The organism is Bradyrhizobium sp. C9 (assembly GCF_002532045.1).
Taxonomy (GTDB): Bacteria; Pseudomonadota; Alphaproteobacteria; order Rhizobiales; family Xanthobacteraceae; genus Bradyrhizobium.
This window is the reverse complement of record NZ_NWTG01000001.1, coordinates 847,929-870,364: the sequence shown is the minus strand read 5'-3', so window position 1 is coordinate 870,364 and position 22,436 is coordinate 847,929. Positions and strand designations below refer to the sequence as shown.

Sequence of the window (22,436 nt, the reverse complement as noted above, 5' to 3'; positions counted from 1 at the left end):
GCGTTAGGGCTTTCATTAAATTCACCAGCCGCGCCATTGGTTTATGGCGGCCGCTCGGATAGAACAACGAACGAGTCCCCAACGACGCAAAAGCGCCTTGGGATTGCCGCAACATCGAAGCAAGACGCTGGCCTGTGCCCATTTCGGGCGCCCGCAGCGCTGTCGAACTGATCAAGGGTCCGGTCCTTCAGATCATGCCGTCGCATTGGAAACAGAAGGTCCGGAATTTCTTCCTGGACCTCGATGCGCGTATCGACTCGACGCTGTTCTCGTCGGGCAAGGGCCTGCGCGAACTCTACGAGCGCTATTCCACCTTCATGGACCGCTTCTACGTCGGCCGCTGGAAGCGCTGGGTGTTCATCGAGCCGCTGTCGGAGGCCGCGACGCTTGGGCTCGGCGGCATGATCCTGATGCTGACGCTCGCGATCCCCGCCTTCCGCGAGACCGCCGACGAGGATTGGCTGAAGAAATCCGACCTCGCAGTGACCTTCCTCGACCGTTACGGCAACCCGATCGGCAGCCGCGGCATCAAGCATAATGACTCGATCCCGCTGGAAGACTTTCCGGACAATCTGATCAAGGCGACACTCGCGACCGAAGACCGCCGCTTCTACGACCATTTCGGCATCGACGTTCCGGGCCTGGCCCGCGCCCTCGTCACCAACGCCCAGGCCGGCGGCGTCCGCCAGGGCGGCTCGTCGATCACCCAGCAGCTCGCCAAGAACCTGTTCCTGAACAACGAGCGCACCATCGAGCGCAAGGTGAAGGAAGCCTTCCTTGCGATCTGGCTGGAGACGCGGCTGACCAAGAACGAGATCCTGAAGCTCTATCTCGACCGCGCCTACATGGGCGGCGGCACTTTCGGCGTCGACGGCGCCGCGCACTTCTATTTCAACAAGTCGGTGCGCGACGTGAACCTCGCGGAAGCCGCGATGCTCGCCGGCCTGTTCAAGGCGCCGACCAAATACGCCCCGCACATCAACCTGCCTGCGGCGCGTGCCCGCGCCAACGTCGTGCTCGACAACCTGGTGGATGCCGGCTTCATGACCGAGGGCCAGGTGTTCGGCGCCCGCCGCAATCCGGCGGTCGCGGTCGACCGGCGCGACGAGAATTCGCCGAACTACTATCTCGACTACGCCTTCGACGAGATGCGCAAGCTGGTCGACACCTTCCCGAAATCCTACACCGAGCGCGTCTTCGTGGTCCGCACCGCGATCGACATGAACGTGCAGAAGGCAGCCGAGGAAGCGATCGAGAACCAGCTCCGCCAGTTCGGGCGCGATTATCACGCGACGCAGGCCGCGACCGTGGTGTCCGATCTCGACGGCGGAATCCGCGCCATGGTCGGCGGCCGCGACTACGGCGCGAGCCAGTTCAACCGCGCCACCGACGCCTACCGGCAGCCGGGCTCGTCGTTCAAGCCGTACGTCTACACCACGGCGCTGCTGAACGGCTTCACGCCGAACTCGAAGGTGGTCGACGGCCCGGTCTGCATCGGCAACTGGTGCCCGCAGAACTATGGCCATTCCTATTCGGGTCAGGTGACGCTGACCCAGGCGATCACCCGTTCGATCAACGTGGTGCCGGTCAAGCTCTCGATCATGCTGGGCGGCAAGGAAGGCCCGAAGGCCGGCCGCGCCAAGATCGTCGAGGTCGCGCGCCGCTTCGGCCTCAAGGCGCCGCTACCCGACACGCCGTCTCTGCCGATCGGCTCCGACGAGGTCACGGTGATCGAGCACGCAGTGGCGTATGCGACCTTCCCGAACCGCGGCAAGGCGGTGACGCCGCATTCGGTGCTCGAGGTGCGCACCGGCGCCGGCGACCTGGTTTGGCGCTGGGACCGCGACGGCCCGAAGCCGCGGCAAGCCATTCCGCCGAACATCGCCGCCGACATGGCCGGCATGATGAGCCACGTGGTCAGCGAAGGCACCGCGCGCCGCGCCGCGCTCGACGGCATTCCGACCGCGGGCAAGACCGGCACCACCAACGCCTATCGCGACGCCTGGTTCGTCGGCTACACCGGCAACTTCACCTGCGCGGTCTGGTACGGCAATGACGACTATTCGCCGACCAACCGCATGACCGGTGGCTCGCTGCCGGCGCAGACCTGGCACGACATCATGGTGACCGCGCACCAGGGAGTGGAAGTCAAAGAACTCGTCGGCGTCGGCATGGGCCAGAAGCTGCCGCCGCAGCCGGCGCAAGCCAATGCCCAGGCCAACGCGGCACCGCGCGTGCTGGAGACCAAGCCGGGTCCGCCGCCGGTTCTGACCAAGCGCGGCGCGGATATCCTGGTGCGGGTCGAGAAGCTGCTCGACGACGCCGCCAAGACGACCAACAAGACCACGCTCAACGAGCCCTCGAAGACCGGCAAGCCGGAATCATCGAGCGCGCTGGCGTTCCCCGAAAACTACGTTGCCGCGGCCGGACCGGACGGCACGACAGCCCCTGCGCCACGCAAGAACTGACGTGCGGCTCCTCCTCACCACCTTGCTGGCACTCGTCATCGCCACGGCCGTCGGCCTCGGCCTGACCTACGCGACGGCGACGCGCGGCACCGATCTCGGCACGCTGAAGATCGGCGCCTGGACCGCGCGGCCGAAAAACGGCACCTCCGACGTCGACCCCTATTCGCGCGCCACCATCGCGCGCAGCGGCGAGCTGCCGATCGGTACCGGCGACGGCATCGCGTTCTCGGCAACCACCGACGACAAGAACAAGCCGCTCGACGGCCGCTGCGACATCGTGGTCAGCGGCGTGACGCCGGCGGCGCGGTTCTGGACGCTGACGCTGTTCGACCGCAAGGGCCACCTCGTCGCCAACTCGTTGCAGCGCTATGGCTTCACCAGCCAGGAGATCATGCGCGCCTCCGACGGCACGTTCGAGATCCACATCGCCTCGCGCTCGCGCGCCGGCAACTGGCTGCCGACCGGCGGCATCGAGCGCTACGCGCTGATGCTGCGGCTCTACGACACGCCGGTCGGAGTCGCGACCCGAACCCAGCGCGACGCGCCGATGCCCTCGATCGCAACGACGGGCTGCCCATGATCCGCGTGCTGTTCACCATCCTCGCAGGCGTGCTGCTCGGCGGCGTGGTGCATCTCGTCAGCGTGCTGGCGCTGCCGCGGATCGCTTCGCAGGACGCCTATTCGCGGCTGACCCCGATGACCAAGCTCAACGAGGTGACGCAGCTGCCATTGGCCGACCCGAGCAACTCGCCGATGCCGCTGATGGATCCGGCCTTCGCGGTGGCGATCTGCCGCTACGATCTCTCGAGCGGGCCGCTCAAGCTCACCGTACCGGTCAGCCAGGCCTATACGTCGGTGTCGTTCTACACCCGCAACGAGGTCGCCTACTACGCGATCAACGATCGCTCCGCCGGCAAGAAGGTGATCGAGCTCGATCTGATGACGGAAGCGCAGCACAACGAGCTGCCCGAGGACGAGGAAGTCACCGCCGCCGACCGGCTGATCATCGACTCGCCAACCTCGACCGGCCTGATCCTGCTGAAGGCGCTGGCGCCGGAGCCCGGCCTGATGCCGCAGGCGCAGGCCTCGCTTGCGGCCTCCTCCTGCAAGCTACAGACCGAGCCGGTCGCGGCCAAGCAGGAAGCGCCGCCCCCGCTGCCGGCCCCTGCTCCGCCGCCTGCGGCACGCAACAAGCGCTAGCTCGCAGCCAGCGCGTGGCGGCCGCAACGGCAGGTCTCGTAATCGACGGGATCGTGGCTGTTGACGATCGTGACGCTGTCGTTATGCACCGCCTTCAACTGGCGCAGCCGCTCCTGGTTCTGGATGCGCGTCGCGCGATCCATGTCGGCCCGGCGCTGGAACATGCCGAGTACCAGCGGAATCCGCGGCCGGGCATCGAGCTGCGCATGGTGGAAATAGGCATCGCCGGCGTGCAGCAGCCATCTGTCCTTGTCGCGCACCGCAATCCCGCAATGGCCGAGCGTGTGGCCGGGCAGCGGGATCATCAGAATGTCCGGCTCGCGATCGCCGAGCGCGCGCACGCCCGTGAAGCCGAACCAGTCCTCGCCGCCGGCGCCGTAGAACGCCCAGTCCGGCCCGTGCTTCCACTGCGCCGTGATGTAGCGGCCTTGCGGCGGCGCGACCTGATGCGTCACCGCCATGTCGTACTCCTTGCGATGAAGGTGCACCTTGGCCTTCGGAAAGTCCGGCACGCCGCCGGCATGGTCGCGGTCGAGATGCGTCAGCAGCAGATGCCGCACATCATCGGGCGAGAAGCCGAGCGCCTTCACCTGACGGACGGCGGTCTCGGCCGGATCGAGCCTCGGCGTGGTCTGCCGCACCCATTTGCGCCCCAGCCGCGGCGGGTCGCCGATGTCGTCGAGCCCAATGCCGGTGTCGACCAGCACGAGGCCGTCATTGCTCTCGACCAGCAGGCAGTGACAGACCATCCGCGCGCGCTGGAAGAGGCTGCCGCTGCCGTTCACGAGCCGCTTGCCGATCGGGCACATGGTGCCGGTGTTGAGATGGTGGATGCGCATGACCAGTCCTCCGCTGAATTCAGCGCAGGCTTGCCACCAGCCTTTCCATAGGTAAAATATTGTCTCTCTATCTATGCGATAGGACAGGCCTATGGATATCCGCGAACTCCGCTATTTCGCCGCGGTCTACCGCGAGCGCAACCTGACCGCCGCGGCGAAACGCTGCTTCATCTCGCAGCCGTCGATCTCCGCGGCGATCACCCATCTTGAGGCCGAGCTCGGCACCACGCTGTTCATCCGGCACAAGAAGGGTATGGCGCCGACGGAGTCCGCCGCGCAGTTTCACGGCGTCGCCCGCAGGATCATCGACGAGGCAGATGCGGCACGAAACCTGTTTCGCAAACCCGCGACAAGGCAGCCGCTGACGCTCGGCCTGTTGCGTACGCTCGATCAGGCGCGGACGATCGCGCTGCTGAAGCCGCTGACGGCGAATGCCGATCTCGCGCTCCGACTGGTCGGCGCCAATGAGAAGGCCGACGCGCGGATCGTCGCAAAGACCATGATCGGCGCCGGCGAGCACTTCATCCCGCTGTGGAGCGAGCGCTACGTCGCGGCGCTGCCGCCGTCGCATCCACTCACCCTGAAGGAGACGCTGCGGACCACCGACTTCGCAGGCGTTCCGATGATCGATCGCTGCCATTGCGAGCAGCAGGAATTCTTCAAACGCACCGCGCCGCCGCGCAAGCCGGTTGCGATCGCGGAATCGGAGGAATGGGCGATGGCGCTGGTCGCGGCCGGGGTCGGCGTTGCGATCGTCCCCGAAGGCGTGGCGCGCGGCAATCCGGATGTGGCGGTGCGTACGATCGAGATCGACGTCACGCGCCAGGTCGGCCTCGCCTATCCCGTAGGCAACCCGCCTTCCGATGTGCTGAAGGAGTTCATTGCGAGCCTGCCCCGGCAGGCGAACAGCCGCCGCGTCAGACCCACAACAAGGAAGATGAAACGGGCCTAGCCCTTCGACACCACGGCCTGGCCCGAGACGGGTCCAGAGATCAGCGGTGCATTGGCAGTGAGCCGGGCGAGCTCGTTGATCTGGCGTTCGGCGTCGGCGGCCATGCCGTCGGGCGCCTGGATCACCAGCCGCTCCAGCGCCCAGCGATAGGACGAGATCCGCCGCTCCAGGCTCTGCTGGACCCATTGCACGATCAGCGTGTTCTCTTCCATCCGCGCCACCGCGTCGGCCTTCTCGCGCGGCGACACGTCAGCGATCATCTTCAGGCTGGCGCTGCGCTTGCGATCCAGCTCGATCACCTGGATCGCGGTGGCGAAGAATGGCTCGAAGCGCGTGATGTCGTCGCGGACCTGATCGATCAGCAGCGAATAGCGCGAGGCGAACGAGCGATGTGGCTCGTCGATCAGATTGCGGCCGTACGCAGTGCGATCGAACACGACCTTCTGCCGCCACGGCGAAGGCAGCGGCTGGTAGTCGCCGTACACGCTCTTCCACGCCGGGCGCGACAGCGGCGGCTCGATGAACTGATAGGCCAGATCGCGCAGCTGACGCTCGTGTTCGGTGAGCTGGAATTGCGAGGCGCTCTTGCCGACGCTGCCGGTGACTTCGGCGCCCATCCAGCGATGCATGTCGTCGTTGCGGAAATCGGCCCGGGTGCGGCCGAAATCGCCGCCGCTGCAGCCCGCGAGCGCCGAGCCCGCCAGCAGCAGGATCAGCGCCGGGAGTGACCGCCGAGCGGCGGTCTGCTGCGCAAGTTCCGGCATTGGATCAGGAGCGGCGTCGGCGACGACGGCCCTGCGCAGTGCCCTGCTCCGGTCCGCGACCTCCGCCGGTCTCCTCCGTCGTTCGTTCGATACGCACGACGGGAAGGATCAGCACGGTCCCCATGCCTTCGCCGGCAGCACCGACAGCGCTCGGCCGCCGTGCAGCCGCATCCGCCGGAAACTCAACGATGGTGCCCATGTTCCGTTCTCTCTGGCCCCGCACGGACATGATTTGCCCCGCGCCCGCCGAGTTAAGAACGCGCATGGTTAACGACATCTTAAGCTGCCGATACGGGCGGTTACGGATGTGGCGCTGTGCCTTAATAGACACGCGCAAATTCGAGCGTCCGCCTTCACGGCTTGTTTTCCTTAACTGCGTCTTAAAACAGCCTGCGTAGGCTCGCTCTCACAAGGTTTTCAAACCGAGTCTTATTGGCAAGTCGCGTACGCCCGAGATGAGCGCAGCTCCGCTATTTCCTGGTTTCGATGGGCTGATGACGCTCTCCCGCCGCGAGGGAGTCGACATCCGCCCCACCTTGCTGCGCGTCCTGACCGACCTGTATGTGCAGGCGAGCGCGCATTCCGCCGATGAAGAGCGCCAGTTCGTCGAGCTGACGTCGCGCCTGATCGACGAGGTCGACGACGCGACCCGCGCCGCCGTCCGCGCCCGGCTTGCGATCTATCCGGCAACGCCCGCCAGGATCATGGACAAGCTCGGGCTGCGCCGCACCGGTCCGGAGCAGCCGATGCCGGCTGCCGCGCCAATTTCCGCGCCCGCACCGTCCGCGCTGCCCGCCAAGGTCCCGACCGAGGCAGAGCTGCGGATGGCCGCAAGCCTTGCGATGCGGCCGAACGATGCCGCCGAAATCTCCGACATGTTCTTTGCCGCCAGCGCAAAGGAGCGCGCCCAGATCCTGCACAATCTGCAGGAGACGCCGCTGAAGGCTGCGGCGCGGATTCCGGCGGCTCGCGCCGCGCGCGCGATCCATATCCTGGAGATGGCGGCGTTTGCCGAGGACCTCGATAACTTCACGCTCGAACTCGGCGAGGCGCTGATCCTGCCGTCGCGGATCGCCGCCGACGTCGTCAACGATCCCGGCGGCGAGCCGCTTGCCTGCGCGATGCGGGCACTCGACGTCTCGAGCGCCGCGTTCCAGCGGATCCTGATGTTCCTCAATCCGGAAGCCGGCTCGTCGGTCAACTACGTCTATCGGCTGTCGCGGCTCTACGATCGCCTCAGCGAGCGCTCCGCGCTGGTGATGCTGGCGGCGTGGCGCGGCTCGACCATGGCGGTGGCGCGCGCCAAGTATCGCTCGTCGCTCTATGACGACGAGCGTCATCGCGTACGCGTAACATCCTCACAGACACGACCTGCGGTGCAGCCCGGCAGCGCGCCCGGCATCCGCAATCAGAAGTCGGGAAGCTAGCCCTTCGCCAGATCGAGAAAGTGCCGCCCGGCGCGATCTTCGGTCTCGACGATCCAGGCATCGGGATCGAAGCGGAGCTCCTTGGTCAATCGCTCCTCGACTGAAGGCTCGGACACCGGCTGTTGTGCGGTCGGCACGAACAGCCGCTCGGCCGGACGGCTGTCGTCATAGACCGTCTGCGGCGCCGGCGCATACAGCATCGCGTTGCCGTCCATCAGCGCTACCTTGACGAACACGGCGCCGGCTTCCTCCGCGCCCTTCTTGCGGATCGCGCCGAACACGCCTTCGGTCTGGCAGCGGCGCAGATATGCCGCGACCCATATGCTGGTTTTCAATCGCATGCGCCGACCTATAGGCCAGCGCCGCGGCCACGTCCAATCGTCACAGATGACATCACGCACCGGCGGGTTGACCGAGACAAGCCTCGCTCATATCCTTGCATTTGCGGTGCAAGCCGCACCCGGGTCCACGGGAAGGGTTGAACCCACTTGCACCTGATACGCGGCCAACCAAGCCTTTGTGCAGCCGGTTTTGTGGACCATCGGCGATGATGCACGGAGGTTTCCATGAACCGATCGCCCGCGCGATTGAATCTCGAACATCTGAAGAAGCAGGCCAAGGAGCTCATTCGCCTTTACCGGCGACAGGTCCCGGAGGCTTGCGCCCGTTTCCGGCAGGCGCTTCCGGCTGCGGCCGGGCGCAGCGACGCGCAGATCGCCGCACTCGGTCTGCGGCTCCACGACGCTCAGTCCTGCGTGGCGCGCGATCTCGGCTTCGCCTCTTGGCCGGACCTGCGGCGCTATGTCGAAGCCCAATCGCCGCCCGGCAAAAGCAAGGCCGACCGGGTGCGGCGATGGCTGCAGCTGGTCTATGCCGCTGATGTCGACGGCACAACCGATCGCGCTCATCCGCGCGTCGCGGTGCGGATGCTCACCGAGGATCCCGATCTTGTGGCCGGCGATCCCTATCTCGCCTGCGCCGTCGGCGACGAGGAGACGATACGGCGCACCGCAGCCAGCGATCCCGCATGGGTCGACCGTCCCGGCGGTCCGTTGAAACTCCCGCCGCTGATCGCGGTGACGCATTCCAGCCTGCTGCAGATTCCGGAATTTCAGGCGCGGCTGCATCGCTGCGCGCGCCTGCTGCTTGAGGCCGGCGCCGATCCCGACCAGCACATCAGCAGCCGCTGGCCACCCGGATCGCTCGACGCGCCCGATCACAGCAATCCGCTGTCGGCGCTGTATGGCGCCGCCGGGCGCAATCACGACCTCGCCCTGACCAAACTGTTGCTCGAGGCCGGCGCCAATCCGAACGACAATGAATCGCTGTACCATTCGCTCGAAGGCTCCGTGACGACAGGGCTGCTGCTCGAGCACGGCGCGCGGATCGCCGGCACCAACGCGATGTACAAGGTGCTGGACGACGAGAATGTGGTGGCGCTCGCATTGCTGCTGCGGCACGGCGGAGATCCAAATGAACCCGCCGGCAGCGCGCCGCTGACGGATTGCGGATCACCGCTGATGTGGGCGATCCGGCGGCGACGATCGCGAACCTGCATCGCGACCTTGCTCGACGCCGGCGCAGATCCACGCATCACGACACCGGACGGCCTTTCCGCCTACCGCTACGCACTGCAGTTCGGCTTGACCGAGGTTGCCGAGCTGCTGCGGCAGCGCACCGGCGACGAGACGCTGGCGGATGAGGAGCGGTTCGTCGCGGCGTGCAGCAGCGACGACGAGGACGAAGCACGGCGGATCCAGGCCGGTCGGCCCGATCTTCCGGGATCGCTTTCACCACAGCAGCTGCGGCTGCTTCCCGAGCTCGCCGCGGCCGGCGGCGACGATGCGGTGCGGCTGATGGTCAGGCTCGGCTGGCCCATCGCGGTGCGCGGCGGCGACTGGGACGCCTCGGCGCTCAATCACGCGGTGTTCCGCGGCAATGCCGGACTGACACGCTTCCTGCTCGAGCACGGTGCGGAATGGACCGAACAGCACGGCTTTGGCGACAACGCGTCCGGGACCTTGTCGTGGGCGTCCTGCAATGAACCGGTCAGCCGCGGCGATTGGGCCGGCTGCGCGCAAGCCCTGCTCGATCACGGCATGCCGCGCGGCACTTCGGATCGCGACGATCCAGAATCAGTGCTGGTGGCCGGTCGCAAGAAGCCGTTCTCCGACGAGGTCAGGGACGTCCTGCTCGGCGAAGCGGTCTGACGTCAGTCGGGAAGAACCGTCATGGCCGGATGACGCCCGGCCATGACGAGAGGACGAGCCTAGTCGATCGAATGTCCGATCATCGCGCTGAGCTCGTGCACGAGACGATCGGACATCTGCCCGGTCACCGGCAGCTTGCGCGCGCGCTCGAACTTCGCGATCGCGTGCTGGGTATCGGCGCCGATCGTACCGGTCGGCTTGAGCTGGCCGTAGCCATATTCGGTCAGCGTCCGCTGGACCGCTGCGATGCGCTTGCCGGCCGGGCTCAGATGCTGTGTCGGGATCGGCGCGGGCGGACGAATGACGCTGGACGGCGCGGCAGCCGCGGACGGTGCGGCGGCCGGCGGCGCGGCGGTCGATTTCAGCACCAGATTGGCCATCGGATCGACCGGCTTCGCCTCAGCCGGTTTGGACTCCACCGGCTTGGCTTCGACGGACCTGGTCTCGGCCGGCTTGGTCTCCACCGGCTTCACGTCGACCGGCCTGGTCGGCTCCGTGACGGCGGGCTCGACCGATCGGGCGGCGGCCTCGGCCGGACGCGGGCGCGGCAGCGGGCTGGTGGCCGCGGCAACCGGGGCCGGTAGCGTCACCACCGAACCGCCGAACATCGGCGACGGATGACGGCCAGCCTGCAGGAACAGCGCATTGATCAGGATCGCAACGATGGCAGACGTTGCCAGCACGCCCGCAACCAGGTCCTTCGGACTGTGCAGCAGCAGGCGCAGGACGAGGCCACGTTCCTCCTCGGCCGCGATGGCTACTGCCTTGGCGCCGCGGCGACGGCGCGGCGTTTCATCGTCATCCAAAGTCTGTCTAGGCACTCTTCTTCACCTGTTGGGTTTGCTCTTGCAGTCCGGACCGCAGCGCGGGCTTCAGGGTCGAGACATTGCTGGACGGCTCGACCGCGGCCGGCGGGATGAATGACAGCGGCAGCGCGACCGACACGACGGTGCCCTCGCCCACCTTGCTCTCGACGTTGATTTCGCCGTTGTGCAGGCCGACCAGCCCCTTGACGATGGACAGGCCGAGGCCGGTGCCTTCGTGGCGGCGCTGATAGGTCTTGCCGGCCTGGAAGAACGGATCGCCGATCCGCTTGAGATCGTCGGCGGCGATGCCGACGCCGGTGTCCGAGACCCGCAGCAACAGCCGCGATCCCTCGACGCCGGCCGACACGGTCACCTTGCCGCCGCGCTCGGTGAACTTGATCGCGTTGGAAACCAGATTGAGGACGATCTGCTTGAACGCGCGCGAGTCGCCGTTCACGATCGGCAGGTCGTCAGGCACCCGGGTGACGAGGTCGACACCGCTCTCGCGCGCCTTCAGCGCCACCAGATTGCAGCAATTGAGCAGCGCCGGCCGCGGCGCAAACGGCTCCGGCGAAATCTCGAAATTGCCCGACTCCATCTTCGACATGTCGAGGATGCCGTTGACGACCGACAGCAGATGCTGGCCGGAATCGTTGATGAGCTGCGCGTATTCCTTGCGGCGGGCCGCGTCGAGCCCGAGCACGTCTTCCTGCGCGATCATCTCGGAGAAGCCGATGATGGCGTTGAGCGGGGTCCGCAGTTCGTGGCTCATGGTGGCCAGGAAGCGCGTCTTCGACGCATCGGCCTGCTCGGCGGCATGGCGGGCCTGTTCGAGCGCCTGTTCCTGCACCTTGCGATCGGTCACGTCGCGGATCACGGCGACCACCTCGGCATCGGCGGAGGCCTGCTCGAGCGCACGGCAGCGCATCTCGACCCAGATGAATTCGGCGGCAGCCTCGCCGCGCGCACCGTCGCGGCGCACGCGGAACTCGACGCTGCGGGATTCGCCGCGCGCGGCATCAGACAGCGCGGTGAGATAGGCCGGACGATCGGCGACATGAACGCGGTCGAACAGGCCGTGGCCGGACAGCCGCGATGCCGGCACGCCGAGCATGACCTCGACCGCGGGCGAAATGAAGCGCACCGCGCCGTTGCGGCTGTGCCGCGACAACACGTCGCTCATGTTATGGGCGAGCAGGCGGTAGCGCTCTTCCTCGACGTAAAGCAGCGCCACGCTGGTGCGCGCCAGCGACTCCGCGCCGAAGGCAAGCCCGGCCGCGTAGAAGATCGCCGACACGACGCCGAAGCCGACCAGCGAGCTGTTCGAGACAACCGCAGGATCGACCACCGGCAGCACGTGGTAATGGCCAAGCACGCTGAGCAGCGCGGCGCAGATCATCGCCAGCGCGAACGCAAACGCCACCACACGCCGCGACGCCGACAGCGCCGCCTCGATCGGAATCACGACGAGCCACACCGCGGCGAACGACGCGATGCCGCCGGTCGACGCCGCGATCATCATCACGAGACCGGCGAGCGCCAGCGACGACAGCACATGCGCGCCTTCGTAGCGGCCGGTGCGCGACAGGAACCAGGACAACAGGATCGGCGCGATCAGCCAGGCGAAGGCGATGACCTCGATCGCCGTCGGCGCCCCGCGCATCGCCAGAAAGGCAGGGAAAGAGGCCAGCGCCGCCAGACTGCCGAGCAGCCGCGGCGCCATGAAGGCACGGTGGCGCGCACGCGTCAGCGCATCATATTGCGCCGACGGATGCAGCAGCGCATCCAGGCAATCGCGGATCAAACTCAAACTACTCACAGCACTCGCGCTTCGGCTTCATCGTCGAACAGACGCGCCGGAACGCCTCCTTTGTGATTGCAGGCCAACGTGTCAGAGCGAACTTAAGCGAACGCTAAGGCGGGGCGGCCTGCTGCCAAACACCGTGCATTGGCGAGGCTGCGGCGCTGTCATTCACCGGTCATTTGTCGGGGATGGTGAACGGCTGGTTTCCGGGTGCGACAAACTATGGTTTCGAAATGGTGGATGCGCCGCATCTTGCGGATTTGGCACCCGTCAGCCGCCATCAATCGAAAATTTACGGCGAATCGATTCAGGCGAATTTTCCGCGATTTTTCGGCGGATTTACTTCAATGCAGATACTTCCGATTTATCGACCGATGCTATCCGTGAGGGCAATAGCGGCATCGACCGCGCAAGAAGCAAAAGACAAGATAGACGACCGGGATCGCGCCATGTTCTTCCTGCTGCGTTTGGCATTCTGGCTCGGGCTTGTGCTCGTGCTGCTGCCGAGAGACAAAACACCCGAAGCGGACAAGACGCCGCAGATCAGCGCATCGGACGCGGTGTCGGCTGCGACGGCAACGATCAACGACATGGGCCAGTTCTGCAAGCGCCAGCCTTCCGCCTGCGAAGTCGGCGGCCAGGCCGCGACCGCGATCGGCCAGCGCGCGACCGATGGCGCGCGCAAGCTCTATCAGATCATCACCGACAAGAAGCCGCCCGACCACACCGGCTCGATCGGCAAGGACGATACCGATCCGGCCGCATCCCGCGACACGCTGACGGCGGACGATCAGATGATTGACTTCCGCCTGCCGCCGACGCCGTAAGCGCCAGCCAATAAAGCGCTTTCGCGTGAGACGGATGCCGGCTCGCGCAAAGAAACCGGTCGAAACAGCCGGGAACCGGTTCCATTTTCGTCGCTTTCGCGGCCCGCCTTCCTATATAAGCCGTTGAGAATAGGACGCGGGCCACGATGACGACGATCGACGAAATCAGAGACAATTTTGCGCTGCTCGACGAGTGGGACGACCGTTACCGCTATGTCATCGAGCTCGGCCGCACGCTAGAGCCGTTGTCAGAGGCGGAGCACTCGGCCGAGAACAAGGTGCAGGGTTGCGTCAGCCAGGTCTGGCTGTCGAAGCGGATCGATCGCGATGCCAATGGCGAACCGCGCCTGATCTATGTCGGTGACAGCGATGCCCACATCGTGCGCGGGCTGGTCGCGATCGTGCTGACGCTGTTTTCCGGGCATACGCCGAAGGAAATCCTCACCACCGATGCGCTTGCGCTGTTCGACGAGTTCGGCTTCCGCGACCATCTGACGCCGCAGCGCTCCAATGGCCTCCGCTCGATGGTCGATCGGATCCGCAACGACGCGCGCGAGGCGCTGGCGTCCGCCTAGAGCCTTTCCGTTCCGATCGAATCGGAACGGGGCTCTAGATTCGTGTTTGACGCATTTTCTTCATGCGAAGGCGTATCCACTTCGCTCGAAAATGCTCTGAGCCCCTACTTCCGCTTCCGCGCCTGCTGGCCAAGTCCCATCTTCTTGGCGAGCTGAGAGCGCGCTACCGCATAGTTCGGCGCCACCATCGGATAGTCGGCCGGCAAGCCCCATTTGTCGCGATATTGCTCCGGCGTCATGTTGTACTGCGTGCGCAGATGGCGCTTGAGCGACTTGAAGCGCTTGCCGTCCTCGAGACACACCAGATATTCCGGCGTGATCGACTTCTTCATCGACACCGCCGGCTTGGCCGGCTCGCTTGGCGTGTCGGCGCGGCCGCTCGACACCCGCAGCAGCGCCGCGTGGACCTGGCTGATCAGGCTCGGAATGTCCGAGGCCGGCGTCGGATTGTTGCTGAGATAGGCCGAAACGATGTTTGCGGTCAGCTCGACCGGCGTTTTACCTGACGTATCGGACATGACTCAATCTTCCCCGTGCTGTCGACCGCCCGGCGCCCACCGGACAGTATCCACGTGCAGCAATACATTAATGGAATCGCGTACTACTTCGCGAATATGAGCGGATTGCAGCAAACCTGACAAGAACGGCCGTATTTTTCCGGCTTCGAAGCGGCCGCTCGCAAGTATTGGTGCCGACCTTAAGGCCGCTGCTCCAGATGCGACCTGAGCTCGTCGATCGAGGCAAACCGCATCATGCCCTCCGGCATCTGCGCCTCGATCGATCCGTCCGAATACAGCGAATAGGCCATGCCGTCGACGACGCCCGATTTGAGCACGGTCACCGGCGGCTGCTCCTGCGGCGGCGGCGGGTGGCCTGATGACGACGGCGCCGCGCCGGCCGACTGGGTCTCGCCGAACGTCGACGGCCGGGGCGTGCGCCGGGGGGCAACGTCGACCGACCGTGGCCGTTCGGCCTTCGGCCAGGCATCGTCGAACGTTGCCGGTGCGGGCTCGGCGGCCGCGGCCGGACCAGGGCGCAGCTCCGGCGACAGCAGGTCCGGCGTCAGCGGCTCGGCCGTACGGCCCTGGGCCCGCTCGCGTTCCTTCCGCGAGGACGAGAACAACAGGTTGCGCCGCTTGGGCGTGGCTTCGCCCTCCGGGGGCGCGCCACCCGGCACAGGCGGCGGCGCCTCGCCCGGCGCGCCACGCTGGCCGATTTCGTCGTGCCAGGGCGGCGGCGACGCGGAGGCGGATGGCGAAACGGGCGGTGCCAGCGGCGGAGGCGCGGCAACCTTGGGCTCACGCGGTGGCGGGAAGACAGGATCCTCGGGGGCATTGCGCGGGGAAGTTGCAGGCGCCGACGGAGCCTCCAGCCGGGCGCCCGCGGCACCAGGCTCCAGCCGCCGGGCGATGACCTGAAGTTCCCGAAGGATGGCGGCGAGCGCCAGCACGATCGCGCCGGTGCATGCGCCGGTCACGCCCGTCGTGATCAAGGCGCTGCCGACGCTGAATTCCTTGTAGGGGATTCCCAAGCCGATCGCCGCCAAGCCCGCCACAACCAGGCCCACGCCGACGACCAACAGACCAACCATCATCGAACTAACCCCCGGGAGACCCGACCGAAAATCGGCGTGGGCCACCAACGCCACGATACCGTCATATTGCCCACACCGCCAACCGCCAATTGTAGACGGAGTTCCCTAAAATCCCGCTTAACCGGGCCTGATGCGCTTCCTGATCGCGGCTGCGGCCACGTCCAGGACCCTGCCTCCCGTAGATCTACTGGCTACGAATTGCTGCCAATTTATTGCAACGCATCTGGGAAATTACGCCACAATTACCAATTACTCGGAAACGGAACTGCGCTATGGATGCCGGGGAATGAGGCCCTAAAGCGCCAAACTGGGCCACAGGCACGCCGGTATCACTAGCTATGTCATCGATTACGACGTCTGCCCTCGAGGCGCCTGCGCGGCGCTCGGTGGAGAAGACCTGCGACGATCTCGCATTCCTCGTCCTCGGCGTGGTCGCCGTGGTCGCCGGCCTTACATTCCGCGACTACGGTCTGGGCTGGGACGATTACACCCACGCTGAATACGCCGACCTCCTGCTGCGCATGTACGGGTCCGGGTTCAAGGACACCGGCGCGCTCTCGTTCGCCAATCTCTATATGTACGGCGGCGGCTTCGATATGGCCGCGGCGCTGCTGCACAAGGTCATCCCGCTCGAATTGTTCGAGACGCGCCGCCTGCTCGGGGCGATCGTCGGCGTGATCGGGCTTGCTGTGACCTGGCGTCTGGCGCGCCGCGTCGGCGGCCCGCTGGCGGGACTGGCGGCCCTGCTGCTGCTCGCGCTGTGCCCGACCTTCTACGGTCACATGTTCATGAATCCGAAGGATGCGCCGTTCGCCGTCGCGATGGTGGTCCTGATCATGGGCCTCGTGCGCCTGATCGAGGAATATCCGGCGCCCTCGCCGCGCACGATCCTGATCGTGGGCCTCGGGGCCGGCCTGTCGATCGGCTGCCGCGTGCTTGGCGGCCTCGCTTTGATCTACGCCGTGGTCGGCTTCATCCCGCTGTGGATCGAGGAATTCCGCACGCAGGGCCCGCGCGAGGCGACCCATCGTTTTGCCCATGTCATCTATGTGCTGCTGCCGGGGCTCGTGCTGGGCTATCTGGTGATGGGCCTGATCTGGCCGTGGTCGATCATGGAGCCCGGCCATCCGCTGGAGGCGGTGACCTATTTCTCGCACTTCTTCGAGAAGCCGTGGAAAGAGATGTTCGACGGCGCGCTGGTGTCCGTGCCGGACATGCCGTGGTCCTATCTGCCGACGCTGTTCGCGCTGCAGCTTCCCGAAGTCCTGCTGGTGCTGCTGACCGCGGCCGTCGTCACCGCCTTCATGTCGCTGTCGCGGAGCGATGTCGCGGCGAAGCGCAAGACGATCATGCTGATGCTGACGCTGGCGGCGACGCTGCCGCTGGTGATCGCCATGGTGAAACGGCCGGCGCTCTACAACGGCATCCGCCACTTCATCTTCGTGATCCCGCCGATGGCGGTGCTTGGCGGCGTCGCCTTCGCCCGCGGCATGGATTGGCTCGGCGAGCACCGCCGCGCCTGGCAGCCCGCGGCGCTGGCGGTGTTCGCGTTCGGCCTGCTGCTGCCGCTCAGCGAAATGATCCGCCTGCATCCGTATCAGTACACGCACTTTAATCACATCGCCGGCACGGTGCGGACCGCCGACAATTTCTTCATGCTGGACTATTGGGGACTGGCGCTGAAGCAGGCATCCGACGGGCTGCGCGAGCAGCTGGCGGAGCGGCAGGAAGCGCCGCCGCAGCATCGCAAGTGGAAGGTCGCGGTGTGCGGACCGCAGCGCCCCGCGCAGGTCGCGCTCGGGCCCGACTTCACGATCGGCTGGGACAGCCATGCCGCCGACTTCGCGATGACGCTCGGCGAGTTCTACTGCAAGGGCCTCGCCGCCCCGGTGATGGTCGAGATCAAGCGCGACGACGTCGTGTTTGCCCGCGTCTACGACATCCGCGGCCGCAGCATCTCGAGCCTGCTCGCGATCCCGGCGCCGTAAAGCATTTTCGAACGAAGTCGGCGCCGGTTCGCGTCAATCAGAGCCGAAAATGCGCTCGCCGATCGCGGCCTTGGAAGATCGACCCTCGCGCCTGCCCACCGACCGTCGTCGTTCGGATCGTGGGCCGCATGCCGGCATGACTGTCACGCCGGTATGCCGCCTTGCTGCGCTCCGGCGGCGGCGCTAGGCTTAGCTCAAGCAACAGCCATCAATGGAGCAATCGGCCATGTCGCCAGCAGAAGCGCGCCTGAAGGAAGTGCCGTCGGATATCAGTGCGGCGGAATGGGAGCAGCGGATCAATCTGGCCGCCTGCTATCGCCTGGTGGCGCTCTACGGCTGGGACGATCTGGTCGACACCCACATCTCGGCGCGCGTGCCGGGGCCCGAGCATCACTTCCTGATCAATCCGTACGGGTTGATGTTCGACGAGATCACCGCCTCGAGCCTGGTCAAGGTCGACCTCGACGGCAACCAGCTGTCGAAGAGCGACTACAGCATCAACCCGGCCGGCTTCACCATCCACTCGGCGATCCACGAGGTGCGCGAGGACGCCGGCTGCGTGCTCCATCTGCACACGGTCGACGGCACCGCGGTGTCGAGCGGCCCCGATGGGTTGCTGCCGCTGAACCAGACCGCGCAGCTCGTCACCCACGACCTCGCCTACCACGACTATGAAGGCATCGCGCTCGATCACGACGAGCGCCCGCGCCTACAGCGCGATCTCGGCACCAAGAACCACATGCTGCTGCGCAATCACGGCACGCTGACGGTCGGCCGCTCGGTCGCAGCCGCCTTCGAGCGGATGTATCATCTGGAACGCGCCTGCTCGATGCAGGTGGCGACCCGCGCGCTCGGCGGCAGCGTCTATCCGGTCGACCAGCACGCGATTGACAAGAACACCGAGCTGCTCTCCAACCCCGATCGCGCCGAGCTGCGCTCGACGCAGCTGGTCTGGCCGCCGCTGCTGCGCAAGCTCGACCGGGTCAATCCCGGCTACCGTGATTGAAATTTCACAATCTTCGGGTAAGCTTGCCGCCAACACCCTCTACACGACCAGAATCAAAACGCCGCCCAATTCCGGGCGGCGTTTTTGCACGCCGGGACCTACCTGGCGGAAAACCGTAGGATGGGTAGAGCGCAGCGAAACCCATCATGGACCCGCATCAAGACCGCTCGCCGTACACCCCGTCCACGCTCTCCCCGTCGCCGGCCCAATCCCCGGGGTATAGGCCGAGGTTGACCATGCGCTGAAACGACGAATACGGCCAATCCATCACTCGCTTCACTAACCCGTGTTTGAGGGGGTTGATGTGCACGTAATCGACATGACGAGCGAAATCATCCTCGTCCCGGATCGTGTGCTCCCAATAGCGGCGCTGCCAAATCCCGCGCTCTCGTTTGGCAGCGCGACTGATCGAAACAATCTCGCCAGCCGGAAGGCTTCGCGAGAACGCCGACTTTATTTGCCGCCACCGTGTCGCATAGTCGGTGTCACCTTCCGGCAAGCTCCAGACCGCATGGAGGTGGTCGGGCAGAACGACGATCGCCTCGGTCGTGAACGGATGCCGTTCGCGCGTTTCGCGAAAGGCGGCGCGTAGGTGATCGATGTGCTCCGTCAGCAATCGAAGGCGCCGGTCCTCCAGGTTGACCGTGAAGAAGAAGCTGCCTCCAGCGATGAAGTTACGACGATAAGAGACCATGAACGATCCCGATGAAGAAGCGATGGGTTTCGCTGCGCTCTACCCATCCTACCTGCAAATCAAAACGCCGCCCAATTCCGGGCGGCGTTTTTGCGTTCGGCCCGTAGCGCTACTTGGCGTCGGCGAAGGCCGCCAGGATCCGCGCCCAGGAGCGGATGCCCTTGTGGTAGCTCTTGAGGTCGTACTTCTCGTTCGGCGAATGGATGTTGTCGTCGTCGAGCCCGAAGCCGACCAGCACGCTGTCGAGGCCGAGCGTGCGCTTGAAGTCGGCGACGATCGGGATCGAGGCGCCGGAGCCGACCAGGAGCGCCTCCTTGCCCCATTCGTCGGTCAGCGCGCGACGGGCCGCAGCCAGTGGCTTCATGTTCCAGTCGAGCGCGATCGCCGGCGCAGAGGAATGGTCGATGAACTCGGCCTTGCAATCCGCCGGCACGCGCGCCGTCACATAGTCGCGGAACGCCTGGCGGATCTTCTCAGGGTCCTGCCCCTCGACCAGGCGGAACGAGACCTTCGCCGACGCCTCCGCCGGGATCACCGTCTTCGAGCCCTCGCCGGTATAGCCGCCGACGATGCCGTTGATGTCGCAGGTCGGCCGCGAGGAGACCTGCTCGATGAGGAGCCGATCCTTCTCGCCGGCCGGCACCGACAGCCCGATCGGCTTGAGGAAGCTGTCCGCGGTCAGATTGAGCTGTTTCCACTGCGCCAGGATGTCCGACGGCAGATCCTTCACGCCGTCGTAGAAACCGGGAATGGTGATGTGGCCGTTCTCGTCATGCAGGCCGCCGAGGATCCGCGTCAGCACGCGGATCGGATTCTGCGCGCCGCCGCCGAACACGCCGGAATGCAGGTCGCGATTGGCGGCCTTGATCTTGACCTCGTCATAGACCAGGCCGCGCAGCGAGGTCGTGATCGCGGGCGTGTTCGGATCCCACATGCCGGTATCGCAGACCAGCGCGAAGTCCGCCTTGAGCTCGGCCTTGTTCGCTTCGAGGAACGGCACGAAATTCTTCGAGCCGATCTCCTCCTCGCCCTCGACGATGATGGTGATGTCGATCGGCAGCGATCCCGTCACCGCCTTCCAGGCCCGGCACGCCTCGACGAAGGTCATCAGCTGTCCCTTGTCGTCCTCGGCGCCGCGCGCGACGATGATCTTGCGCCCGTCGGCGTGGTCGGTCACCACGGGCTCGAACGGCGGACGGTGCCAGAGATTCAGCGGATCGACCGGCTGCACATCATAGTGACCGTAGAACAGCACATGCGGGCGCCCGTCGGTCGCGCCGTTCAGCTTGCCGACCACGGCCGGATGGCCGGCGGTCGGGCGCACCTCGGTCTTGAAGCCGAGGGTTGCGATATCCTTGGCGAGGTGATCGGCAGCCGCCTTGCAGTCATTGGCGAAGGCCGGATCGGCCGAGATCGATTTGATCCGCAGCAGCGTGAACAGCCGCTCGAGACTGTTGTCGAAATCGGCGTCGATACGGTCGAGGACGGGCTGCAGCTTGGCGTTGGACATCGCTGATATCCCTTTTTTGCTTGGAGATTGCCGACGTTGTAGCGCGCCGGCCGCCGAAGGCAAAGCCGGTCGCCCGTTCCGGCCGGATGATCGCGATGCTACCTGCGCAGGATTCCGCCGAGCGCGCCGCGCACCAATGCGCGACCGATCGAGCCGCCGACCGAGCCACCGACCGATTTGCCGAGATCTGCGACCACGCCGCCGACCACCTTGTCGGTCACCGAGCGCGTGACGTTGCGCGCGATCACCTGTCCGGTCGAGAGCCGGCCGCGCTTGACATTGGTGCCGAAGATCGTGGCGGCAATGGCCCCGATCTGGCCGAGGATACCGCCGCCTTCGCCGCCCGTGCCGCCTGCCGGCGTCGCCGTGTCGGCGAGACGCTTCTGGATGATCTCGTAGGCGGATTCGGCGTCGATCGCGGTATCGTATTTGCCCTTCACCGGGCTCGCATCCATGATCGCCTTGCGTTCCTCCGGCGTGATCGGCCCGATCCGCGCCGACGGCGGCCGCACCATCACGCGCTCGACCATCGACGGCGTACCGCCGCCCTCGAGGAACGAGACCAGCGCCTCGCCCTTGGCGAGCTCCATGATCACCCGCGCGGTATCGAGCTTCGGATTGGGCCGGAAGGTCTGCGCGGCGGCGGCAACCGCCTTCTGGTCGCGCGGCGTGAAGGCACGCAACGCGTGCTGCACGCGGTTGCCGAGCTGCGCCAGCACCTTGTCCGGCACGTCGATCGGATTCTGCGTGACGAAATAGACGCCGACGCCCTTGGAGCGGATCAGCCGCACCACCTGCTCGATCTTGTCCATCAGCGCCTTCGGCGCGTCGGTGAACAGCAGATGCGCCTCGTCGAAGAAGAACACCAGCTTCGGCTTCGGCAGGTCGCCGGCCTCCGGCAATTCCTCGAACAGTTCCGACAGCATCCAGAGCAGGAACGTGGCGTAAAGCCGCGGGCTCTGCATCAACTTGTCGGCGACGAGAATATTAACCATGCCGCGGCCGTCGCGGTCGGTCCGCATGAAATCCTTCAGCGTCAGTGCGGGCTCGCCGAAGAACTTCGCGCCGCCCTGGTTCTCGAGCACCAGCAGCTGGCGCTGGATCGTTCCGACCGTCGCCTTGGACACATTGCCGTAGCTCTGCGCAGCCTTGCGGATCGACGCCAGCGGATCTTCGCCGTCGTCGGCGCCCTTCTTGCTGCTGTCGGGCGCGATCGCATCGAGCAGGGCGCGCAGATCCTTCATGTCGATCAGCGCGAGGCCATTCTCGTCGGCGACCCGGAAGGCGACGTTGAGCACACCCTCCTGCACGTCGTTCAGATCGAGCATTCGCGACAGCAACAGCGGCCCCATCTCGGTGACGGTGGCGCGCACCGGATGGCCCTGCTCGCCGAATACGTCCCAGAACACCGTCGAGAATTGATCGGGCTGGAAGGTCAAGCCCATTTGCTGGGCGCGCTTCACGATAAAGTCCTTGGCCTCGCCGACCTCGGAGATACCGGAGAGATCGCCCTTGATGTCGGCTGCGAAAACCGGAACGCCGGCGCGCGCAAATCCTTCAGCCATGACTTGAAGCGAGACGGTCTTGCCGGTTCCGGTTGCACCGGTGACGAGGCCATGCCGGTTGGCCAGCGCCAGCGTCAGCCAGGCTGGCTCCTCACCCTTGCCGATAAAAATCTTCTCGTCGGTATCGGCCGACTTGTTGTCGGAGGTCGCCATCGCTTCGCCTCTTCGCGCAGATTTTAGATCGTTTCGATCATCGCACCCGGTGCG

General features: G+C 65.8%; 21 protein-coding genes. 10 read left to right on the top strand and 11 right to left on the bottom strand.

Translation table 11 applies throughout. The annotated features are described in order from the left end of the window. Positions 1-194: 194 nt before the first annotated feature. Genes CO675_RS03850 through CO675_RS03840 form a run of 3 tightly spaced genes read left to right on the top strand, consistent with a single transcriptional unit; the run spans position 195 to position 3,668 of the window. Positions 195-2,468, top strand: a complete 2,274-nt coding sequence (locus tag CO675_RS03850; protein WP_097670913.1) for a transglycosylase domain-containing protein — start codon at positions 195-197, stop codon at positions 2,466-2,468. Between the two features lies 1 nt (position 2,469). Further along, positions 2,470-3,048 (top strand): DUF1214 domain-containing protein, encoded by a 579-nt coding sequence (locus tag CO675_RS03845; protein ID WP_050424324.1) that lies wholly within the window; start codon positions 2,470-2,472, stop codon positions 3,046-3,048. Beyond that, positions 3,045-3,668 carry a DUF1254 domain-containing protein gene (locus tag CO675_RS03840; protein WP_097670645.1) on the top strand — a complete coding sequence of 208 codons (624 nt, stop codon included), beginning with the start codon at positions 3,045-3,047 and terminating at the stop codon, positions 3,666-3,668. Before CO675_RS03845 ends, CO675_RS03840 begins: the two co-directional genes overlap by 4 nt. Here CO675_RS03840 and CO675_RS03835 read toward each other — a convergent pair. Next, positions 3,665-4,507, bottom strand: coding sequence for an MBL fold metallo-hydrolase (locus tag CO675_RS03835; protein WP_097670644.1), 843 nt, complete (start codon positions 4,505-4,507; stop codon positions 3,665-3,667). The genes CO675_RS03840 and CO675_RS03835 overlap by 4 nt on opposite strands. Before the next feature lie 91 nt (positions 4,508-4,598). Here CO675_RS03835 and CO675_RS03830 point away from each other — a divergent pair, with 91 nt between their 5' ends. Beyond that, positions 4,599-5,459, top strand: coding sequence for a LysR family transcriptional regulator (locus tag CO675_RS03830; RefSeq protein WP_097670643.1), 861 nt, complete (start codon positions 4,599-4,601; stop codon positions 5,457-5,459). On the opposite strand, the gene CO675_RS03825 is transcribed toward CO675_RS03830, so the two are convergent. Together CO675_RS03825 and CO675_RS03820 are read right to left on the bottom strand one after the other, a co-directional pair. Continuing rightward, positions 5,456-6,223, bottom strand: a complete 768-nt coding sequence (locus CO675_RS03825; protein WP_097670642.1) for a hypothetical protein — start codon at positions 6,221-6,223, stop codon at positions 5,456-5,458. The genes CO675_RS03830 and CO675_RS03825 overlap by 4 nt on opposite strands. A 4-nt stretch (positions 6,224-6,227) precedes the next feature. Further along, a complete protein-coding gene (locus CO675_RS03820) occupies positions 6,228-6,422 on the bottom strand; it encodes a hypothetical protein (RefSeq protein ID WP_097670912.1) in 195 nt (64 codons plus the stop codon). A 295-nt stretch (positions 6,423-6,717) separates the two neighbouring features. Here CO675_RS03820 and CO675_RS03815 point away from each other — a divergent pair, with 295 nt between their 5' ends. Next, positions 6,718-7,650 carry a DUF2336 domain-containing protein gene (locus CO675_RS03815; protein WP_097670641.1) on the top strand — a complete coding sequence of 311 codons (933 nt, stop codon included), beginning with the start codon at positions 6,718-6,720 and terminating at the stop codon, positions 7,648-7,650. On the opposite strand, the gene CO675_RS03810 is transcribed toward CO675_RS03815, so the two are convergent. Beyond that, positions 7,647-7,991, bottom strand: a complete 345-nt coding sequence (locus tag CO675_RS03810; RefSeq protein ID WP_097670640.1) for a DUF1491 family protein — start codon at positions 7,989-7,991, stop codon at positions 7,647-7,649. The two genes, CO675_RS03815 and CO675_RS03810, sit on opposite strands and share 4 nt — an antisense overlap. A 225-nt stretch (positions 7,992-8,216) precedes the next feature. Here CO675_RS03810 and CO675_RS03805 point away from each other — a divergent pair, with 225 nt between their 5' ends. Beyond that, positions 8,217-9,860, top strand: a complete 1,644-nt coding sequence (locus CO675_RS03805; RefSeq protein WP_097670639.1) for an ankyrin repeat domain-containing protein — start codon at positions 8,217-8,219, stop codon at positions 9,858-9,860. A 59-nt stretch (positions 9,861-9,919) separates the two neighbouring features. Here the strand turns inward: CO675_RS03805 and CO675_RS03800 are convergent, their stop codons facing one another. Both CO675_RS03800 and CO675_RS03795 read right to left on the bottom strand, forming a co-directional pair. Then, a complete protein-coding gene (locus CO675_RS03800; RefSeq protein WP_245452616.1) occupies positions 9,920-10,681 on the bottom strand; it encodes a peptidoglycan-binding domain-containing protein in 762 nt (253 codons plus the stop codon). Beyond that, on the bottom strand, positions 10,674-12,485 hold the full coding sequence (locus CO675_RS03795) for an ATP-binding protein (RefSeq protein WP_097670637.1): 1,812 nt from the start codon (positions 12,483-12,485) through the stop codon (positions 10,674-10,676). The genes CO675_RS03800 and CO675_RS03795 overlap by 8 nt, the downstream gene beginning before the upstream one ends. A 434-nt stretch (positions 12,486-12,919) precedes the next feature. On the opposite strand from CO675_RS03795, the gene CO675_RS03790 reads away from it, so the two are divergent. Together CO675_RS03790 and CO675_RS03785 are read left to right on the top strand one after the other, a co-directional pair. Further along, the gene (locus CO675_RS03790) at positions 12,920-13,297 is read left to right on the top strand and encodes a DUF5330 domain-containing protein (protein WP_097670911.1); all 378 of its coding nucleotides are present in this window, start codon (positions 12,920-12,922) and stop codon (positions 13,295-13,297) included. Between the two features lie 146 nt (positions 13,298-13,443). Continuing rightward, positions 13,444-13,872, top strand: coding sequence for a SufE family protein (locus CO675_RS03785; protein ID WP_097670636.1), 429 nt, complete (start codon positions 13,444-13,446; stop codon positions 13,870-13,872). A 104-nt stretch (positions 13,873-13,976) separates the two neighbouring features. Here the strand turns inward: CO675_RS03785 and CO675_RS03780 are convergent, their stop codons facing one another. Together CO675_RS03780 and CO675_RS03775 are read right to left on the bottom strand one after the other, a co-directional pair. After that, a complete protein-coding gene (locus CO675_RS03780) occupies positions 13,977-14,390 on the bottom strand; it encodes a Ros/MucR family transcriptional regulator (RefSeq protein ID WP_092125178.1) in 414 nt (137 codons plus the stop codon). Between the two features lie 179 nt (positions 14,391-14,569). Beyond that, positions 14,570-15,466 carry a hypothetical protein gene (locus CO675_RS03775; protein ID WP_097670635.1) on the bottom strand — a complete coding sequence of 299 codons (897 nt, stop codon included), beginning with the start codon at positions 15,464-15,466 and terminating at the stop codon, positions 14,570-14,572. 338 nt (positions 15,467-15,804) lie between these two features. On the opposite strand from CO675_RS03775, the gene CO675_RS03770 reads away from it, so the two are divergent. Both CO675_RS03770 and CO675_RS03765 read left to right on the top strand, forming a co-directional pair. Then, on the top strand, positions 15,805-17,454 hold the full coding sequence (locus CO675_RS03770) for a glycosyltransferase family 39 protein (protein WP_097670634.1): 1,650 nt from the start codon (positions 15,805-15,807) through the stop codon (positions 17,452-17,454). 226 nt (positions 17,455-17,680) lie between these two features. Next, on the top strand, positions 17,681-18,460 hold the full coding sequence (locus CO675_RS03765) for a class II aldolase/adducin family protein (protein ID WP_097670633.1): 780 nt from the start codon (positions 17,681-17,683) through the stop codon (positions 18,458-18,460). A gap of 157 nt (positions 18,461-18,617) precedes the next feature. On the opposite strand, the gene CO675_RS03760 is transcribed toward CO675_RS03765, so the two are convergent. From CO675_RS03760 to CO675_RS03750, 3 genes are all read right to left on the bottom strand, one after another. Beyond that, entirely contained in the window at positions 18,618-19,154 is a 537-nt protein-coding gene (locus CO675_RS03760; RefSeq protein WP_097670632.1) for an REP-associated tyrosine transposase, read from the bottom strand. 109 nt (positions 19,155-19,263) lie between these two features. Further along, complete coding sequence (locus CO675_RS03755; protein WP_097670631.1) at positions 19,264-20,664, bottom strand: M20/M25/M40 family metallo-hydrolase; 1,401 nt, start codon at positions 20,662-20,664, stop codon at positions 19,264-19,266. Positions 20,665-20,762: 98 nt separating this feature from the next. Further along, entirely contained in the window at positions 20,763-22,382 is a 1,620-nt protein-coding gene (locus tag CO675_RS03750; RefSeq protein ID WP_097670630.1) for a helicase HerA-like domain-containing protein, read from the bottom strand. Positions 22,383-22,436 lie beyond the last annotated feature (54 nt).

Coding starts and splice junctions, on each gene's coding strand:
- CO675_RS03815 (WP_097670641.1), top strand. CDS start 6,718: ATGACGCTCTCCCGCCGCGAGGGAGTCGACATCCGCCCCACCTTGCTG.
- CO675_RS03830 (WP_097670643.1), top strand. CDS start 4,599: ATGGATATCCGCGAACTCCGCTATTTCGCCGCGGTCTACCGCGAGCGC.
- CO675_RS03805 (WP_097670639.1), top strand. CDS start 8,217: ATGAACCGATCGCCCGCGCGATTGAATCTCGAACATCTGAAGAAGCAG.
- CO675_RS03810 (WP_097670640.1), bottom strand. CDS start 7,991: ATGCGATTGAAAACCAGCATATGGGTCGCGGCATATCTGCGCCGCTGC.
- CO675_RS03820 (WP_097670912.1), bottom strand. CDS start 6,422: ATGGGCACCATCGTTGAGTTTCCGGCGGATGCGGCTGCACGGCGGCCG.
- CO675_RS03780 (WP_092125178.1), bottom strand. CDS start 14,390: ATGTCCGATACGTCAGGTAAAACGCCGGTCGAGCTGACCGCAAACATC.
- CO675_RS03775 (WP_097670635.1), bottom strand. CDS start 15,466: ATGATGGTTGGTCTGTTGGTCGTCGGCGTGGGCCTGGTTGTGGCGGGC.
- CO675_RS03785 (WP_097670636.1), top strand. CDS start 13,444: ATGACGACGATCGACGAAATCAGAGACAATTTTGCGCTGCTCGACGAG.
- CO675_RS03840 (WP_097670645.1), top strand. CDS start 3,045: ATGATCCGCGTGCTGTTCACCATCCTCGCAGGCGTGCTGCTCGGCGGC.
- CO675_RS03760 (WP_097670632.1), bottom strand. CDS start 19,154: ATGGTCTCTTATCGTCGTAACTTCATCGCTGGAGGCAGCTTCTTCTTC.
- CO675_RS03770 (WP_097670634.1), top strand. CDS start 15,805: ATGTCATCGATTACGACGTCTGCCCTCGAGGCGCCTGCGCGGCGCTCG.
- CO675_RS03825 (WP_097670642.1), bottom strand. CDS start 6,223: ATGCCGGAACTTGCGCAGCAGACCGCCGCTCGGCGGTCACTCCCGGCG.
- CO675_RS03790 (WP_097670911.1), top strand. CDS start 12,920: ATGTTCTTCCTGCTGCGTTTGGCATTCTGGCTCGGGCTTGTGCTCGTG.
- CO675_RS03750 (WP_097670630.1), bottom strand. CDS start 22,382: ATGGCGACCTCCGACAACAAGTCGGCCGATACCGACGAGAAGATTTTT.
- CO675_RS03835 (WP_097670644.1), bottom strand. CDS start 4,507: ATGCGCATCCACCATCTCAACACCGGCACCATGTGCCCGATCGGCAAG.
- CO675_RS03850 (WP_097670913.1), top strand. CDS start 195: ATGCCGTCGCATTGGAAACAGAAGGTCCGGAATTTCTTCCTGGACCTC.
- CO675_RS03755 (WP_097670631.1), bottom strand. CDS start 20,664: ATGTCCAACGCCAAGCTGCAGCCCGTCCTCGACCGTATCGACGCCGAT.
- CO675_RS03765 (WP_097670633.1), top strand. CDS start 17,681: ATGTCGCCAGCAGAAGCGCGCCTGAAGGAAGTGCCGTCGGATATCAGT.